The sequence below is a fragment of the Microcystis aeruginosa NIES-4325 genome, from assembly GCF_008974145.1.
Taxonomy (GTDB): domain Bacteria; phylum Cyanobacteriota; class Cyanobacteriia; order Cyanobacteriales; family Microcystaceae; genus Microcystis; species Microcystis aeruginosa_G.
In genome coordinates this window covers 1-15661 of the sequence record NZ_BJKP01000019.1, presented here as the reverse complement: position 1 = coordinate 15661, position 15661 = coordinate 1, and the positions used below count along the sequence as shown (strand labels likewise).

At 41.8% G+C, this 15661-nt stretch carries 15 protein-coding genes; 12 read left to right on the top strand and 3 right to left on the bottom strand.

Annotation, left to right across the window (positions count from 1 at the left end; all coding sequences use genetic code 11):
• A complete protein-coding gene (locus MiAbW_RS11820) occupies positions 1-600 on the bottom strand; it encodes a J domain-containing protein (protein ID WP_151696282.1) in 600 nt (199 codons plus the stop codon).
• Positions 601-1001: 401 nt separating this feature from the next.
• On the opposite strand from MiAbW_RS11820, the gene hoxU reads away from it, so the two are divergent.
• From hoxU to MiAbW_RS11800, 4 genes are read left to right on the top strand one after another with little or no spacing between them, the layout of a single operon-like run.
• Positions 1002-1718, top strand: a complete 717-nt coding sequence (gene hoxU, locus MiAbW_RS11815; RefSeq protein ID WP_002760545.1) for a bidirectional hydrogenase complex protein HoxU — start codon at positions 1002-1004, stop codon at positions 1716-1718.
• 6 nt (positions 1719-1724) lie between these two features.
• Positions 1725-2123, top strand: a complete 399-nt coding sequence (locus MiAbW_RS11810) for a hypothetical protein (RefSeq protein ID WP_151696281.1) — start codon at positions 1725-1727, stop codon at positions 2121-2123.
• Between the two features lie 4 nt (positions 2124-2127).
• Positions 2128-2592, top strand: a complete 465-nt coding sequence (locus tag MiAbW_RS11805; RefSeq protein WP_228009545.1) for a hypothetical protein — start codon at positions 2128-2130, stop codon at positions 2590-2592.
• A 46-nt stretch (positions 2593-2638) separates the two neighbouring features.
• Positions 2639-3187, top strand: coding sequence for an oxidoreductase (locus MiAbW_RS11800; protein ID WP_002740992.1), 549 nt, complete (start codon positions 2639-2641; stop codon positions 3185-3187).
• A 141-nt stretch (positions 3188-3328) separates the two neighbouring features.
• Here the strand turns inward: MiAbW_RS11800 and recG are convergent, their stop codons facing one another.
• A complete protein-coding gene (gene recG / locus MiAbW_RS11795) occupies positions 3329-5797 on the bottom strand; it encodes an ATP-dependent DNA helicase RecG (protein ID WP_151696279.1) in 2469 nt (822 codons plus the stop codon).
• Positions 5798-5864: 67 nt separating this feature from the next.
• On the bottom strand, positions 5865-6752 hold the full coding sequence (locus MiAbW_RS11790) for a hypothetical protein (protein ID WP_151696278.1): 888 nt from the start codon (positions 6750-6752) through the stop codon (positions 5865-5867).
• 256 nt (positions 6753-7008) lie between these two features.
• Between MiAbW_RS11790 and hypE the strand changes: the two genes are divergently transcribed.
• From hypE to MiAbW_RS11750, 8 genes are all read left to right on the top strand, one after another.
• Positions 7009-8079, top strand: coding sequence for a hydrogenase expression/formation protein HypE (hypE, locus tag MiAbW_RS11785; RefSeq protein ID WP_151696277.1), 1071 nt, complete (start codon positions 7009-7011; stop codon positions 8077-8079).
• Between the two features lie 110 nt (positions 8080-8189).
• Positions 8190-8534 (top strand): hydrogenase maturation nickel metallochaperone HypA/HybF, encoded by a 345-nt coding sequence (locus MiAbW_RS11780; RefSeq protein ID WP_151696276.1) that lies wholly within the window; start codon positions 8190-8192, stop codon positions 8532-8534.
• Complete coding sequence (hypB, locus tag MiAbW_RS11775; RefSeq protein ID WP_151696275.1) at positions 8525-9337, top strand: hydrogenase nickel incorporation protein HypB; 813 nt, start codon at positions 8525-8527, stop codon at positions 9335-9337. The genes MiAbW_RS11780 and hypB overlap by 10 nt, the downstream gene beginning before the upstream one ends.
• 46 nt (positions 9338-9383) lie before the next feature.
• Positions 9384-9734 (top strand): helix-turn-helix domain-containing protein, encoded by a 351-nt coding sequence (locus MiAbW_RS11770; protein WP_151696274.1) that lies wholly within the window; start codon positions 9384-9386, stop codon positions 9732-9734.
• A gap of 99 nt (positions 9735-9833) precedes the next feature.
• Positions 9834-10103 carry a DNA adenine methylase gene (locus tag MiAbW_RS20570; protein ID WP_151696320.1) on the top strand — a complete coding sequence of 90 codons (270 nt, stop codon included), beginning with the start codon at positions 9834-9836 and terminating at the stop codon, positions 10101-10103.
• 66 nt (positions 10104-10169) lie between these two features.
• A complete protein-coding gene (locus MiAbW_RS11760; RefSeq protein WP_151696273.1) occupies positions 10170-11858 on the top strand; it encodes a serine protease in 1689 nt (562 codons plus the stop codon).
• Between the two features lie 160 nt (positions 11859-12018).
• Positions 12019-13125 (top strand): glycine cleavage system aminomethyltransferase GcvT, encoded by a 1107-nt coding sequence (gene gcvT, locus MiAbW_RS11755; protein WP_151696272.1) that lies wholly within the window; start codon positions 12019-12021, stop codon positions 13123-13125.
• 136 nt (positions 13126-13261) lie between these two features.
• Entirely contained in the window at positions 13262-14992 is a 1731-nt protein-coding gene (locus MiAbW_RS11750) for an Rqc2 family fibronectin-binding protein (RefSeq protein ID WP_151696271.1), read from the top strand.
• Positions 14993-15661: the final 669 nt, after the last annotated feature.

Below are 15661 nucleotides of genomic sequence, written 5' to 3'. Positions count from 1 at the left end.
TTATTTTATCTCCGTGGTGATAGACTTATACATCACAGTTAAACGATCAAAGATGTGAGAGTTTCCTGTTTCTTGGTTATCAGGGTGATAGATCTTAGAAAGACGATAATAGGCATTTTTAATGTCTTCCTTGCTGGCAGTGTTTGGATCAAGCTCGAAAACACGATAGGGACGAAAATATTTAAAAATATTGATACCGTTGATACAATCTTTCCCCTGTTCGTAATCTTCTTCGGGAAGAATACCGATATATTTCCTGTAGATAACCTCCCAACTTTCTCGCTGAGATAAATTGATATTATCAAAGGCTCTAGTAGCCATTTGAAACATACTCGATTTTTTTAATTCTGTGGTATTGCTAACCTCAAAATAGGCATAAACTGCCTGTTTAAGTTGCGTTAGAGTTAAAGGTTTAACTTTTTGGACTGTGGTGGTGGGTTTAGCTTTTGATTTAGTTAACGATGGTTTGGGAGACTTTTTACGGTGGTTTTGGATGACAAAATCAGCAAAATCCTCGAGGACACGACTTTCGATCGAGTATTGCTCACAGAGATGACTAATCTGCCCTAAAATGAGCGAGTTAAGAGGATTAGTGGCCATAATTTCCCTAAGCAGCTGCAAAAAATATAGCCTTTCTTATCAAGATGAAGTGTAGGCTAATTTGGTATTGACGACTGACTCCCGAAAACTTCCTATACCAAATTAATGCCACTGATGTAGCCACTTTGTCAAGTGGTTAATAATCAAAAAATTTGCTTCTCTTATTCTTTGTATGATAAGTTTAACTTATATAGTAGCGATAAATCTTGGTGTCCTTTCTGTCTTCGTGGTTCGTTGCACTCGCTCTAGAATACATTTTACCCAGCAAACCCAAGAGAGCCAAAATTGCTGGCATATTATAGATTTAAGTCATTAAAACTTTCTGTAAAAATCCTACCCTTGGCCACAAACTGTGGCTTATGGAAAGAAGAGGGATATTATCCTCAAGGAGAATAATTTTTATGTCCGTAATCACTTTAAGCATTGATGGCAAAGATGTAGCGATCGAAGCAGGTTCGCGAGTTCTGGCGGCAGCTAGTCAGGTAGGAATAAAAATTCCCGCCCTCTGTCATCTCGATGGGGTTTCCGAAGTGGCCGCCTGTCGCTTATGTTTGGTCGAAATTGAAGGTATTAATAAATTATTACCCGCCTGTGTAACGGAAGTGGCGGAAGGAATGGTGGTTCATACCGATACCCCAAAACTGAAAGAATATCGCCGAATGACGGTGGAATTATTATTCGCGGAAGGCAATCACGTCTGTGCGGTTTGTGTGGCTAATGGTAACTGTGAATTGCAAGATTTAGCCATCGAAGTGGGTATGGATCATAGTCGTTTTCCCTACCGTTTTCCCAAGCGAGAAGTGGATATTTCCCATCCTCTTTTCGGTATCGATCATAATCGTTGTGTTCTCTGTACCCGTTGTGTGCGAGTCTGTGATGAAATTGAAGGGGCCCACGTTTGGGATCTGGCTTATCGCGGCGAAAAAGATAAAATTATTGCGGGAATGGATCAGCCTTGGGGCAGCGTTTCTGCCTGTACTTCCTGCGGCAAATGTGTTGCCGCTTGTCCAACGGGAGCCATATTCCGCAAGGGTTCCGCCGTTTCTGAAAAAGAGGAAGATCGCTCGAAGTTGGAATTTTTAGTTAACGCCAGGACTCAACACCAATGGACGCGTTAGCGAAAAATGGTAGATTCTCAAAACGCTCGTTGGGGACATCTAGGGGTTTATGGCAAGTATCTGCGGGCGGAAATGGCTCTGTATGACGAGATTATGGAGATGAATGAAGATATTCGCTTGATTTCCGATTACTGCGGTATTTCTGATCGGGAAACTCAACGAGCAAAGGACTACGCTTTCGGTAGCGGTGTCAGTCAGTATGAATTTTGGCCTAGTATTGATATGGCAAAGGCGTGGTTGAGGATGGCGCGAGGACAGGGAACGGTGATTGATCGTGTCTTTTTAGAACACGAAATCTTAGAATCGGATTTAGTGATTAATCAGGGTATGAATCAGCCTTCTGCTCACGAAATCGCTCAAGCTCAATATGGTTGGTCCACCCTACTGCGTCAAGCGAATCAATAATGTTATGAATGATACAAATCTCGAACAGATCTTTCTGCAAGCCTTGGATCGCTGTCTATCCCTGCTGGATTATCAATCTCAACCAACCAATTTAGCTTGGTCCGCGATCGAACTTTTCGCCGAAGTTGGGCGATTTCCCCAGATGCTTCGCCAATTCTGTGATCAATACCGAGAGCGTGTGGCGGCCGCAGATCGGGCGATCGAGGATTACGCCAGTAGTGTGGATAATTGGACAGTCAAGGGGACTATTTTCGGGGCGCAGGATCAATGTAATATCTTGCATTTTTTTCTCAATGTCCACACGAAAAATTTTAAGTTTTTTAGAGGTGAAAATTGGACACCACAGCTAATCTGTGAATTTTTGCAAGAATGGAAGGGGATCGATCTTTTTTCTTTAATTGCAGATAATCAGGAACTTGTCGAGACAGGCAAAAACCCGCCCCTCGGTAAACAGCCGCTTTTCTATTAGCTAGTAATCACTATTGCCCAAACCTAACAAACAAGGAATTAAAATTATGTCTAAAATTCGCTTCGCTACTGTCTGGTTAGCCGGTTGTTCGGGGTGCCATATGTCCTTCCTCGATTTGGACGAATGGCTGTTAGAATTAGCCGAAAAAGTTGACGTGGTGTATAGTCCCGTCGGCTGCGATCTGAAAACCTATCCCGAAAATGTCGATGTCTGTTTAGTGGAGGGAGCGATCGCTAATCAGGATAATTTAGAACTAATTCATCTAGTCCGTCAAAATACCAAAACCGTCGTTTCTTTTGGTGATTGCGCTGTGACTGCTAATGTTCCCGCTATGCGGAATATGTTAGGAACTGCCGATCCCGTGCTAAAAAGGGCTTATTTAGAGTTAGGAGATAACACACCTCAACTACCAGAAGAACCCGGTATCGTTCCCGAATTATTAGATCAAGTGCTGCCCGTCCATCAAGTCATTCCCATCGATATTTTTATGCCGGGTTGTCCCCCCGATGCGGACAGAATTCGCGAGACATTGATTCCGATTTTAAAAGGGGAATTACCCGTGATGGCAGGGCGAGAAATGATTAAATTTGGTTAATTGAATCAGTTATCAGTCGTCAGTTATCAGATTTAAGTTTTAAGTTTTAAGTTTTGAGTTTTGAGTGAGCAGTATGTGTTAAGTGAGCCTCATCAAATGGTAGTTTTCTGCTGTCTTTTCACTGATCACTGAACATCTAAATCAGGTTAAAATATCCGATCCTAACATCCGTTGATATTTAGCGTCTAAAGCTTGTTTCAAATTGGGCAAAGTGATTAAATGGGGATCATCTAACATAATTTTTTCGGCGGCATCTCTTGCCAAAACTAACACATCTTGATCCTCGACTAAACTAGCGAGAGCAAAATCTGGTAAACCCGATTGTCGTTGTCCTAAAACTTCCCCTGGTCCGCGAAATCTCATATCCATTTCCGAGATAAAAAAGCCGTCTTGGGATTGTTCCAAAACCGTCAATCTTTGACGGGAATTAGCACTATTACTGCCACTTAAAAGTAAACAATAGGATTGATGGGAACCTCTGCCCACGCGCCCCCGTAATTGATGCAATTGTGAAAGGCCAAAACGTTCGGCATTTTCAATTAACATCACCGTGGCATTGGGAACATCCACCCCCACTTCGATAACCGTAGTTGAGACAATAATTTGTAGAATATTATCGCGAAAAGCTGTTAAGATTTCCTCTTTTTCTGCGGAACTCATGCGACCATGGAGTAAACCGATATTAAAATCAGGAAAAATCTTTTCTGATAAATTTTGATATTCTTCCACCGCAGCCCGAACATCTAATTTTTCCGATTCTTCAATTAAGGGAAAAATCACATAAGCTTGTCTGCCTTGGGCAATTTCACGGCGAATTAAATCATAGGCAGCCCTTCTTTGATTGCCATTTAAAGCGGAGGTTTGAATCGGCTGCCGTCCGGGGGGTAATTCGTCAATTTGACTCACATCTAAATCCCCATGTAGGGTTAAAGCTAAAGTACGGGGAATCGGTGTTGCTGTCATGGTTAAAACGTGGGGAGACTCTCCTTTGCTTAATAATCTTGCCCTTTGTTGTACCCCAAAGCGATGCTGTTCATCAATAACAACTAACCCCAATTTGCGGAAATTAACTGCATCTTGAATTAGGGCATGAGTTCCTACTAAAAGTGGTAATTCTCCTGTCTCTAATTGGGCGTGAATTTCTCGCCGTTTAGAGGTTTTTGTGGAACCAGTTAATAATTCCACGGGTAAATGTAAGAGATTAAACCAGCTAACTAATTTACGATAATGTTGTTCTGCTAAAACTTCCGTGGGAGCCATTAATGCCGCTTGATAACCAGATTGTAGGGCTGCTAAAATAGCATAAACTCCGACAATTGTTTTGCCAGAACCCACATCCCCCTGCACAAGACGATTCATCGGGGTGCTAGAATCTAAATCCTCTAAAATTTCCTCAATAACTCGTTTTTGAGCATTGGTTAATTGAAAGGGAATTATCTGATTAAATTGATCAATTAGTTGACCCTTAGCACTAAAAATAGCACTTTCCTGTGTCTGACGATACTGTTGCCGCCGCCGCAGAAACCCCAATTGTAAAAAGAAGAATTCATCAAAGACTAATCGCCGTCGCGCTTGACTGAGAATCTCGGAATTATTGGGAAAATGAATGTTAGTAATTGCTGTTTTTAAATCGATTAATCCGTATTGTTTTCTGAGACCGAAAGGTAGGGGGTCTTTTATCGCCTCTACTGCCCCAAAAGCGGCGACTACAGCCTTTCTAATTAGGTCGGCGGGTACTCCATCGGTGAGGGGATAAACCGGCAGGATACGCCCGATTTTTAAGGACTCAATACTTGCCCCAGAACTGTCTAATAATTCAAATTCAGGATTTTCTAAAGTTAACCCATATTTTCCCGCTTTGACTAAACCACTAACCGCCACCACCGAACCGACGGGATAGAGTTTTTTTTGTCCTTCCTGCCAAGCACGATTAGTATAGCGAGTTCCCGCATAAAAACGGTTTAATTTTATCTGTCCACTGCGATCCTGTAAGAGCAATTCAAAGATAGCTAACTTGGTATTTTTGGGGCTATTAAAACAATTACATCGCTTGACATTCCCCACTAAAGTTACCGTTTCCCCCTCGGTTAAATTAGCGATATTGACTTGACGACTGTAATCCACATGATCCCGGGGATAATAATATAATAAATCTTCAACTTTGTGGAGGTTTAATCTTTCTAAAAGACTGGCTTTTCTCTCTCCCACTTCCGCTAGATATTTCAAGGGTTGTTCGAGGGTGACTTGTCGTGGAGAATTAGCCTTTGCAGTGATAGGAATAGTGTTAATAATTTTCGCCGCTGCTGGTTCTTTTGGGGTGGGGGTTGCTTCTAAAGTTTGCCGTAATTGTTGCAAAAAATTGCGAGTTTCGGCGACTAATTGTTGTCTTTGTCTGGGATTAAATTGAGAATATTTGGCAAATTTTTGGGCTAATTCTCGCCAGCGATTTCTCTCACTGGTGGCAATTCCCACGGGAGGATTATCCCCGAAACTAAGACAGAAAAACTCGCTAAAACGGTATTGATTTCCCTGGAGATCGGGATAACCTTTTTCCGCTTCTACAGATAAGGCTTTTTGTAATCTCACCCAGTCGGGTATTTCCCCTTTCATAATTGCCTCTTGATTCCAAATTTCCCAGTATTATGTTTCCCTAATACCTCTGTTTGATCATAACTGATTAATCATACCAACTACTGCGCCACGCCGCTTCCGCTTGAGCGATAGTATATTCTTTGCGAATACGATGATATTGTTCCCCTAGACGATTTAATTGTTCCCAAAGGGAGCGAATTTGATTTCTTTCGACACTTAAGCGCGTGTCGGCAAATTCAAGTTCAGCTATTCGTAGATGAATCGCCGTTACTTTAGTGACTTTGCCACTTGAAAAATCATGATCATCCCCATCATCTTCCTCTTTTTCTTCCTCTGGTTCAGGGTTTTTAGCTTCTACTAAAATGTTTAACATATTATTTCCTCCACCTAGGGATTGTCCCTCTTCTCCCGCTTGAATTGCCATATCGATAATTTGACTAGGTAGATGAGGTGGAAGAATATAAGCTTTTTGTAGTTGCTGATTAATTTGTCTAGAGAGATGATTGAGAATCTCGATACAGTTTTTTTCCAGCACTCGACAACAATAAAGTAAAATATCGGGGTTATTAATCTCTCCAGTTGCGGCTAGGTTTTCCGGTTTGTCTAGAACAAGTTTCAGGAAATCTGGGGTGTTAACTGTCTCTGCTGGACTTTTAGAGAATCCTACCCCTGAAAATGTCCCCTGATCGAAGCTCTGCTCACCCAATTGCTGTAAACTGGCTTTAGCCTCTTGTCCTAGAGTTTTGATATCCTCTTGCAGTTTCTGACGATTGCTGTGGGAAAGGGCCAGAAATTCCCCCCCATAGTAACGGGTACAGATATAATACACTGCCCCGATCGCCTGTTTATAGAGAGATTCACCAAGTAAATCAAGATAAATTCGGTATTTTTCTCGCATTTTTTCGGCTAAATTTGCCACTTCCGTTTCTATGTTCTTTAAATCTTGTTGTAGCTTGTTCAGTCTGCCAGTCATAGAAATTTTACTGAGGGAGAAGTTAGCGATCAGCAAATTCTATTATAGCGACTCACTGTCAGCTATAACGCCCTGACATGGGGGAGATGTTCAGACGAAAAGAAGGTAAACTGGAATCTGTGCCGCGTTGATCGTCTTTAAATTTCACTAGCGTTTCTCATCAAGATCAAGTCTAACCTAATTTGGTATCGACCACCGACTCGACAAAACGAAAACTTTCTACCTCACCATCAAGATAACTGCTGTACTCAAATTTATGACTAGCACTCCTTCAGCTTCTTTAAGATTAAAAAAAAACAAAATTACCGACACAAATATCACTCTCTCCCATGGCAGTGGTGGCAGAGCAATGCGGGATTTAATTAACGAGATATTCGTTAATAATTTCGATAATAACTTACTGGCACCCCTTGAAGATCAAGCCCGATTTGAGATTAAAGATTTAGCTAATATCGGCGATCGCTTGGCATTTACCACCGATTCCTATGTGGTTTCTCCCCTATTCTTTCCGGGGGGTGATATTGGCAGTTTAGCAGTCAATGGAACCGTTAATGATTTGGCTGTCGGTGGGGCAATTCCTCTCTATCTCAGTTGTAGTTTTATCCTCGAAGAAGGTTTATCTATCGACACACTAAAAACCATCGTTACTAGCATGAAAATAGCCGCAGAAAAAGCAGCAGTAAAAATCGTCACTGGGGATACAAAAGTCGTTCCCAACGGACAAGGGGATCAAGTATTTATTAATACCTCTGGAGTGGGAGTAATTCCAGCCGGAATCAATTCCAGGGCGAATAATTTACAAATTGGCGATCGCATTCTGCTTAACGGTTTTCTGGGGGATCACGGCGCCGCCATTCTGATTGCCAGGGGCGAATTAGACCTACAATGCACAATTGAAAGTGATTGTCAAGCCCTGAATTCTTTAATTTCTGCAATTCTGGCAGTTTGCCCGCAAGTTAAAGCGATGCGGGATGCCACTAGAGGCGGATTAGCCACAGTTTTAAACGAATTTGCCCAAAGTTCAGGGGTGGGAATACAGGTTCAGGAAACGGCGATCCCCATCCGGGAAGAAGTGCGAGGAATGTGCGAATTGTTGGGTTTAGAACCGCTTTATCTAGCAAATGAGGGCAAATTAGTCCTTGTCGTGCCTCCGGAGGCAGAAAATCGCGTTTTAGCAGTGATGCGTTCCCATCCTGACGGTAAAAATGCCGCTTGTATCGGGGAAGTCGTTGCTTCTCCCCCCAATTTAGTTTACTTAAAAACCCCTTTCGGCACTAACAGAATTCTCGATATGTTAGTCGGTGAACAATTACCGAGAATATGTTAATTAGACAGGAGACAGTTTTAAAGGAAAAAGTGAAAAGTAAAAAAACAGATAGTTGGGGTTTTGGGGTTTTAGTTGAAATTTCCCTGATCACTGATAACTGATAACTGAAAATGCACGAACTAGGAATCACCCAAAATATTATCGAACTTGCTTTAGAACATTCCCGAGGAATGAAAGTTAAGCGCGTGGTGTTAGAGATTGGTAAACTAACGGCAATTATGCCAGAATCGATCGCTTTTTGTTTTGATAGCTGTTGTCAAGGTACTAATATAGAGGGGGCAATGTTAGAGATTCTGCAAATTTCTGGTTTAGGACAGTGCCAAGATTGTGGAAATGAGCTAGAACTAGAATATCCCTACGGAATCTGCGATCAATGTGGTAGTCGCAATATAGTCATTTTACAGGGTCAAGAATTAAATCTCAAATCGTTGGAGACAGAATCCTTATGTGTGTAACCTGTGGTTGTTCTGATAACTCGGAAGTAACATTAACTAATCCGCAAACGGGAACCCATGAACATATTTTAGCCGATGGTACTGTTATTAGTCATAGCCATCACGATCACGAGCATGAGCATCCCCATCATCCTGCGGAAATTCACGCTCAAATTCATGGTAACATTCTCCAAGTTGAGCAAAATCTGCTGGCAAAAAATAATCTGTTAGCCGCACAAAATCGCGGTTGGTTGAAGGGGAGAAAAACTGTTGCCCTTAATCTGGTTTCCTCTCCCGGTTCGGGAAAAACTACCCTGTTAACTCGTACAATTGCCGATTTAAAAAGCGCTATTCCTATCAGTGTCATTGAGGGAGATCAAGCAACAGCTAATGATGCCCAAAAAATTAGTGAAACCGGTTGTCAGGTTATCCAAATTAACACTGGAACAGGTTGTCATTTAGAAGCATCAATGGTAGAGAGAGGATTAATCGAACTCGATCCACCGATGAATTCTTTAGTCATGATCGAAAATGTCGGTAATCTAGTTTGTCCTGCTTTATTTGATTTGGGAGAAAATGCCAAAGTCGTCATTCTTTCCGTCACCGAAGGAGAAGATAAACCGATTAAATATCCCTATATGTTCCACGCTTCTCAAGTCATGATCTTGACAAAAATAGACCTACTACCCTACGTTAATTTTAACCTCGATCGCTGTTTAGATTACGCCTATCAAGTTAATCCCAATCTGAAAGTTTTTCAAGTTTCCGCTACCACAGGAGAAGGTTTAGATGCTTGGTACAGTTGGTTAAAATCACTGGTTTAAATTCAGTAGTAACACACCCAAAAATTTCAGTCTAACCGAAAGAAAAATGACCCTAGCAATTAATCAAAATATTTATAATCAACTGTTGACTAAATTTCAACTCAAGATTATTGAAAACGACGAAGAATATGAGCAAGCGCATCATCTTCTCCTTAATCTAATTAGTAAACAGGATCGACTACCAGAAGAAACTGCGATGGTTAAATTAATGGCGACAATTATTAAGAATTTTGATGCCAAACAACCTCAACCTGAACCAGCTTCACCGCAGGAAGTATTATTACACTTAAGGTCAGCTAACAACATGAAACAAGCTGATTTAGAGCGATTGATTAGTAAAACTCAAGCTAAAATTTTAGGAGAAATGTTTAAAGTGTCTCCCAGTTTATTCATTTAAGTTGATATTAACTGCCAATGAATACAGTCCTCGCTGTTCCCCCGATTAAATGTCAAGGTATCAAAACTAAACTGGTATCATCAATTAAAAGTTTAGCAGATCATCAAAGCTTTTATCACTGGATATAATCTGGGTTTTAACTTACAACCAAACTGTAAAAAAGACCAAAGATTTGCCCAGTCCTATATCACCAAAATTGTCAATCAAGTCACTGCTGTTGCCAAAATTATCTACAATTCCGATTGGACTTTTGCCGTCGCTGACTTTCGTGATACTATCTCTTTAAATCAAAAAAATGATTTAATTTATCTCGATCCTCCCTATAGTGGTAGGCATCACAACTTTAACTATTGCCCTCATCCCCTATAAGTACATACACCAAATTAATTACACCTATCGAACCACCTCTGTCCTGTTGTTTATCCTAACCAAGAGATGAAAAGAAAAGAGCTTAAAATCGGTCGCCGCTATTCTAGCAAACCCCTGCAAATATTTTTAATTATTGCCTTCATCGCCGCCGCTCCCTTTGCTATTTTTTATCTGATTGCCTTGGCTTATCTTTGGCAAGGCGATCGACTTTTGGCGGAGGGGGAGAAGGAATCGGCTCTGTCTGCCTACCGAACAGTTTTATCTTTTGACGAAAATTCTAGCCAAGCCCATATAAAAATCGCTCAGGTCTTACAAAGTCAAAAACGCTATTCTGAAGCCTTACAAGCCTATAATCGTGCCTTTATCGTTAATAATAAACCACCGATCAAACCCTTCCAAAGTAATCATTTAGTGGCTTTGGGAGACATCTTCGCCCAAGAGGAAAAATGGTCAGAGGCGATCGATGCTTACCAAAAAGCAATTATCATTAAACCAACTTTTAAAGCGCAATTTCAGCTAGGAAAAGCTTTCTATAGTTTACAACGTTGGGATGAGGCTGCGAAAGCTCTGCAAGCAGCGGTTTTTCTCGATCCTAGTCAGGGAAAAGCCTATTTTTATCTGGGAAAGGCCTACAGTGAACAGCAACTCTGGCCAGAGGCCAGTTATGCCTATCAGCAAGCTCTAGAATTGATACCTAATCAGGGTGAAACCTACAAAAAATTAGGAGAAGCCCTAGGAAAACAGGGAAAATGGGAGCAAGCAGAGCAAATATATCGACAGGCTTTAATTTACGCCCCTAAAGATGGGGATATTTATAATTATTTAGGCAAAGCTTTAGCGGAACAGGGAAAACTAGGGGCAGCGATGGCAGTTTTTCAACAGGCGCGCCAAATTAGTCCCAAAAATGCCAAGATTTACGAAAATCTCTGTTATACTTATATCAATAGGGGTCAGATCGATGAGGGTCTAAATTGGTGTCGGCAGGCCGTAGAAATCGATCCCAATTTATCAGAAGCTAGATTTATTTTACAGGAAATCCAACGGGGGCGATTAATTCACGATCATCCCGAATTATTGAAAATGCCAGAGATAATTCCCAGTGTTAAGAGTGATCCTCTGGTGAATTTAAAACGCTCAATTGTTAAAATTGTCCTGCGCAGTCAAAATAAAAATGGTATCGGCACTGGTTGGCTATTAAAACGAGATCAAGACACAGCTTGGATCGTGACTAATCGCCATGTGGTCACGAATTACCGTCAAGAAATTGATGCAGAGGCGCGCATTTTTGTCGAGTATTATAGCCAACCACCGAAGGGAAAAATTCGCAAGCGTTCAAAAGCTAAAATTCTCCACATTACCCCCCCCAACGACTGGCTCGATTTGGCAGTATTAGAGGTAAAAAATCCCCCCCCAGATTTAAAACCTTTAGTTTTAGCACCCCTACCAATTGCCGCTAATCAACCAGTAATCTCGATCGGTAATCCTTTTAATCAAAAAGATTGGACTATTAGCAAAGGCACTGTTAATGATCATAACCAAAAATCCTTAAGTTTGTCCATGTTTGTCGTTTCTGGACAGTCGGGAAGTCCAGTTTTAAACGATAAAAATCAAGTGGTGGGAGTGATTTCCCAAGCGAGTTTATTTTGTGATAATCCCTCCACTCCCAAACCCCTAGAATATGCCGTTAGATTGGGCTGCGGTTTCGCAATTCCCATTGACAGAGTGCGAGAAAGGTTAAGGGAGTGGCAATTATGAATTGGGAAGTGGGGAAGTGGGGAAGTGGGGAAGTGGGGAAGTGGGGAGAATAAATAAAAATAATCTCCTATCTCCTATCTCCTATCTCCTGCCGACCGCCTCCTGATAACTGTTTACTGCTATGCTACTCTAGGCAGAAAACCATTCGATCGAGAACACCGTGGCTAACCAAGAAGCAACTTCCCCCGCTATTCGTACCCCCTTATACGACCTAATTGCCCAACAAACCAGCAAATTTACCCCTTTTGCGGGTTGGGAGATGCCGATACAGTTTAGCGGCCTAAAAACCGAACATAATGCTGTCCGCAATGATGTCGGAATGTTTGACATTTCCCACATGGGCAAATTTATCTTAACTGGAGATAATCTGGTTCAATCTCTCCAAACCCTAGTTCCCTCTAATTTAGCCCGTTTAAGGGCAGGAAAAGCACAATATAGCGTTTTACTTAACTCAGACGGTGGCATAATCGATGATATTATCTTTTACTACCAAAGCGAAAGCCAAGGCGTGTTAATTGTTAATGCCTCAACCACCGATAAAGATCGAGAATGGATTTTAGGCAATTTAGAGGGATCGGGGGTCAAATTAGAGGATTTATCCCGAGAAAGGGTCTTAATTGCCCTGCAAGGACCCAAGGCAGCCACGATTTTACAGCCCTTGATCGAGGAAAAATTAAGCGATTTTGGCCTATTTAATCACTGGGAAAGCCAGCTTTTTGGGGAAAAAGTTTTTATCGCTAGGACCGGTTACACGGGAGAAGATGGCTTTGAAATTATGGCCCCTCCTGAAATCGGACAGCAACTTTGGACAGAATTCTTAAATTTAGGGGTGACTCCCTGCGGTTTAGGGGCCCGGGATACCCTGCGTTTAGAGGCAGCTTTAGCCCTTTATGGACAGGATATCGACGATAGCACGAGTCCTCTGGAGGCTGGCCTGAATTGGTTGGTTCATCTGCCAGAAAAAGGCGATTTTATCGGTCGCGATGTCCTCGAAGATCAAAAACTTAATGGTGTGAATCGGCGCTTGGTGGGATTGCAGATGTCCGGCAAACATATCGCCCGTCACGATTATCCGGTAGTATTTGCCGGGGAAGCGGTGGGTAAAGTCACCAGTGGCACTTTATCACCAACTTTAAACACAGCGATCGCTTTAGCCTATCTTCCCACACCTTTCGCTGCGATCGGACAAGCGATCGAAGTGGAAATCCGCGGCAGCACCTACCCCGCTACCGTCGTTAAAAAACCCTTTTATAAAAGTAAAAAGTAAAAAGGTGATCGAGGTTAGGTGGCTTTTCAGTGAACAGTAATCAGTAATCAGTGAAGAGAAAACGGCAACTGCTAGATAACACTGTCCACTTAAAACTCAAATCTGATAACTGATAACTGATAACTGATAACTGAAAATGCAATCCGTAGATTTTACCACCCTCAGCGCCACTTGTGCCGAAATTGCCGCCACTTGGCTACCAGCTAGACTAGAACAAGTGTATCAAATTGATCGCCAAACGATCGCCCTCCATTTACGAACCTTCGATCGCAAGGGATGGTTAATTATTTCTTGGCATCCCCAAGGATCGCGGCTGCATATTGGTGATCCACCGCCAAAAGTCCCTGATACCTTCACTTTCAGCGATCAATTGCGTCATCAACTCAATGGTTTTGCGCTAACAAAATTAGCATTTGTTGCCCCGTGGGAAAGAGTCATCGATCTGCAATTTGCCAAACGTCCCGATGATCCGGCGGTGTGGCATTTGTACATAGAAATTATGGGCAAATATAGCAATGTGATTTTAACTGCTGCCGATCAGCAAATTGTGACCGTTGCCCATCAAGTCAATGCCACCCAGTCCAGTGTTCGCACCGTACAAACGGGACAAATCTATCAACTACCCCCCGTTTTATTGGCAACAGATCCCAGTTTAGAAGAATCCTTGAGCAGTTGGCAAGCTAGGGTTAGTTTAATCCCTAAAACTATCGAAAAACAGTTAGTTAGTACCTATCGTGGGGTTAGTCCCGTCATCGCTCGATCGCTATTACAAAAAGCCAAGATTAACCCGAAATTAAACACCGATCAGTTAGATAATACTGACTGGAAAAAGCTCTTTTTAGCTTGGCAAGAATGGTTAACAATCCTTGAAAATAAAACCTTTCAACCCGGATGGACAAGGGAAGGTTATACAGTGATCGGTGGGGAGATGCTGGCAACGGCTAAAAATGTCCAAGAATTATTAAACCGTTATTATAGCGATCAAATTAATCAAGAAAGCTTTCGACAACTACAGCAAAAGTTAAATCAAAAAGTCATCTCTTTACTGACTAAACTGCAAACTAAAGCGGCGGGATTTCAAACAAGACTAGCAGAATCCGCTCATGCTGATCGCTATAAAGAGCAAGGGGATTTATTAATGGCCAATCTCCAGCAAATACAGCAGGGAATGACTAGCATTACTTTGGCGGATTTCCAGACAGGAAAACCTGTAATTATTCCTCTCGATCCCGAAAGAAATCCCGTACAGAATGCCCAATATTTTTATAAACAACATCAGAAATTAAAAAGGGCGCGGTTAGCGGTGGAACCTTTATTAGAGGAAGTGGTCAGTGAAATTAATTATCTCGAACAGGTGCGATCGAGTTTAAGTCAACTAGAGAATTATAACAGCAGCGAAGATTTACAGGCTCTAGACGAGATACAAGAAGAATTAATTCAACAAAAGTATCTAGAAAGCAATTACCAGCGTAATCGGACGAATAATAAAGAATCCGAACCCATGCGCTTTACTACTCCCTCTGGAATAGAATTATGGATTGGCAGAAATAACCGTCAAAATGATCGGCTAACTTTTCGTAGCGCCAGCGATTACGATATCTGGTTTCATAGTCAAGAAATCGCTGGTAGTCACGTTTTACTCCGTTTAACCCCCGGTACAGTTCCAGACGCCACCGATCTGCAATTTGCCGCCGATTACGCCGCTTATTATAGCCGCGCTCGCCATAGTGAACAGGTTCCCGTCGTCTATACCCGTCCCAAATACGTCTATAAACCCAAGGGCGCCAAGCCAGGTATGGTGGTTTACAAACAGGAAACAGTAATCTGGGGCTGTCCTCAGAGGGTTGAAGATTACCGCAAAAAATAATTTTTTACCAAATTGTTTACTTTTTTTTACACAAACTGGGTATTGTCTGTTACAATTGTTACTATAGAGACAAATGCAGTTCAGGCGCTTGGGAACGCAAGAACTATATTTCCTCAGATTACAACAACAAACAACAGCAAACCAGTGGTAGCAGCCGATAGTTTCGGGAAAGACACCAAAAACCGACTATTCAGGTGATATTAAAGCGACCACTGGTATTTTATCCTCACCTAACCGGTTCTGTCACTTTCCTTAACTTTCTTTTGGGTTTCCGAGACTTATTGCCCAGATGAATGAGTTTGATTGTTGAGAATATTGGCTCTATCTTTGGGATGAAAGAGGGATAGTTGGCATCCAGCTTTTTGTAAAGAAATTTAAACTGCACCCATAGTTAAGCCTCTTCGGCCTAAATAAACGACTAGAAACAGTTTTTTCGGGAGGCCGGGTTTATGGATAGCCCATTAGGGACGATGAACTTTCAACAGACAGAGCTATACAAAAGAATTCAGGCATTTGCCTTGGATCGGCCAGATAGTCAATTAGGGAGCAAGTCAAAGCTGAAGAACAAATAAACTACTTGACAAAAGCATCAATTGGGTATGGGATAGAGAAAAGAGTAGGGAAAAGACAAAAATGACTCCAGAGCAACAACAAGAACTTAACCAACAT

What these genes read in the sequence shown, in the direction of transcription:
- hypE (WP_151696277.1), top strand. Translation starts at nt 7,009, where the DNA reads ATGACTAGCACTCCTTCAGCTTCTTTAAGATTAAAAAAAAACAAAATT.
- hoxU (WP_002760545.1), top strand. Translation starts at nt 1,002, where the DNA reads ATGTCCGTAATCACTTTAAGCATTGATGGCAAAGATGTAGCGATCGAA.
- MiAbW_RS11820 (WP_151696282.1), bottom strand. Translation starts at nt 600, where the DNA reads ATGGCCACTAATCCTCTTAACTCGCTCATTTTAGGGCAGATTAGTCAT.
- MiAbW_RS11750 (WP_151696271.1), top strand. Translation starts at nt 13,262, where the DNA reads ATGCAATCCGTAGATTTTACCACCCTCAGCGCCACTTGTGCCGAAATT.
- MiAbW_RS11800 (WP_002740992.1), top strand. Translation starts at nt 2,639, where the DNA reads ATGTCTAAAATTCGCTTCGCTACTGTCTGGTTAGCCGGTTGTTCGGGG.
- MiAbW_RS11810 (WP_151696281.1), top strand. Translation starts at nt 1,725, where the DNA reads ATGGTAGATTCTCAAAACGCTCGTTGGGGACATCTAGGGGTTTATGGC.
- MiAbW_RS11790 (WP_151696278.1), bottom strand. Translation starts at nt 6,752, where the DNA reads ATGACTGGCAGACTGAACAAGCTACAACAAGATTTAAAGAACATAGAA.
- MiAbW_RS11780 (WP_151696276.1), top strand. Translation starts at nt 8,190, where the DNA reads ATGCACGAACTAGGAATCACCCAAAATATTATCGAACTTGCTTTAGAA.
- MiAbW_RS11760 (WP_151696273.1), top strand. Translation starts at nt 10,170, where the DNA reads ATGAAAAGAAAAGAGCTTAAAATCGGTCGCCGCTATTCTAGCAAACCC.
- MiAbW_RS11805 (WP_228009545.1), top strand. Translation starts at nt 2,128, where the DNA reads ATGAATGATACAAATCTCGAACAGATCTTTCTGCAAGCCTTGGATCGC.
- MiAbW_RS11770 (WP_151696274.1), top strand. Translation starts at nt 9,384, where the DNA reads ATGACCCTAGCAATTAATCAAAATATTTATAATCAACTGTTGACTAAA.
- recG (WP_151696279.1), bottom strand. Translation starts at nt 5,797, where the DNA reads ATGAAAGGGGAAATACCCGACTGGGTGAGATTACAAAAAGCCTTATCT.
- hypB (WP_151696275.1), top strand. Translation starts at nt 8,525, where the DNA reads ATGTGTGTAACCTGTGGTTGTTCTGATAACTCGGAAGTAACATTAACT.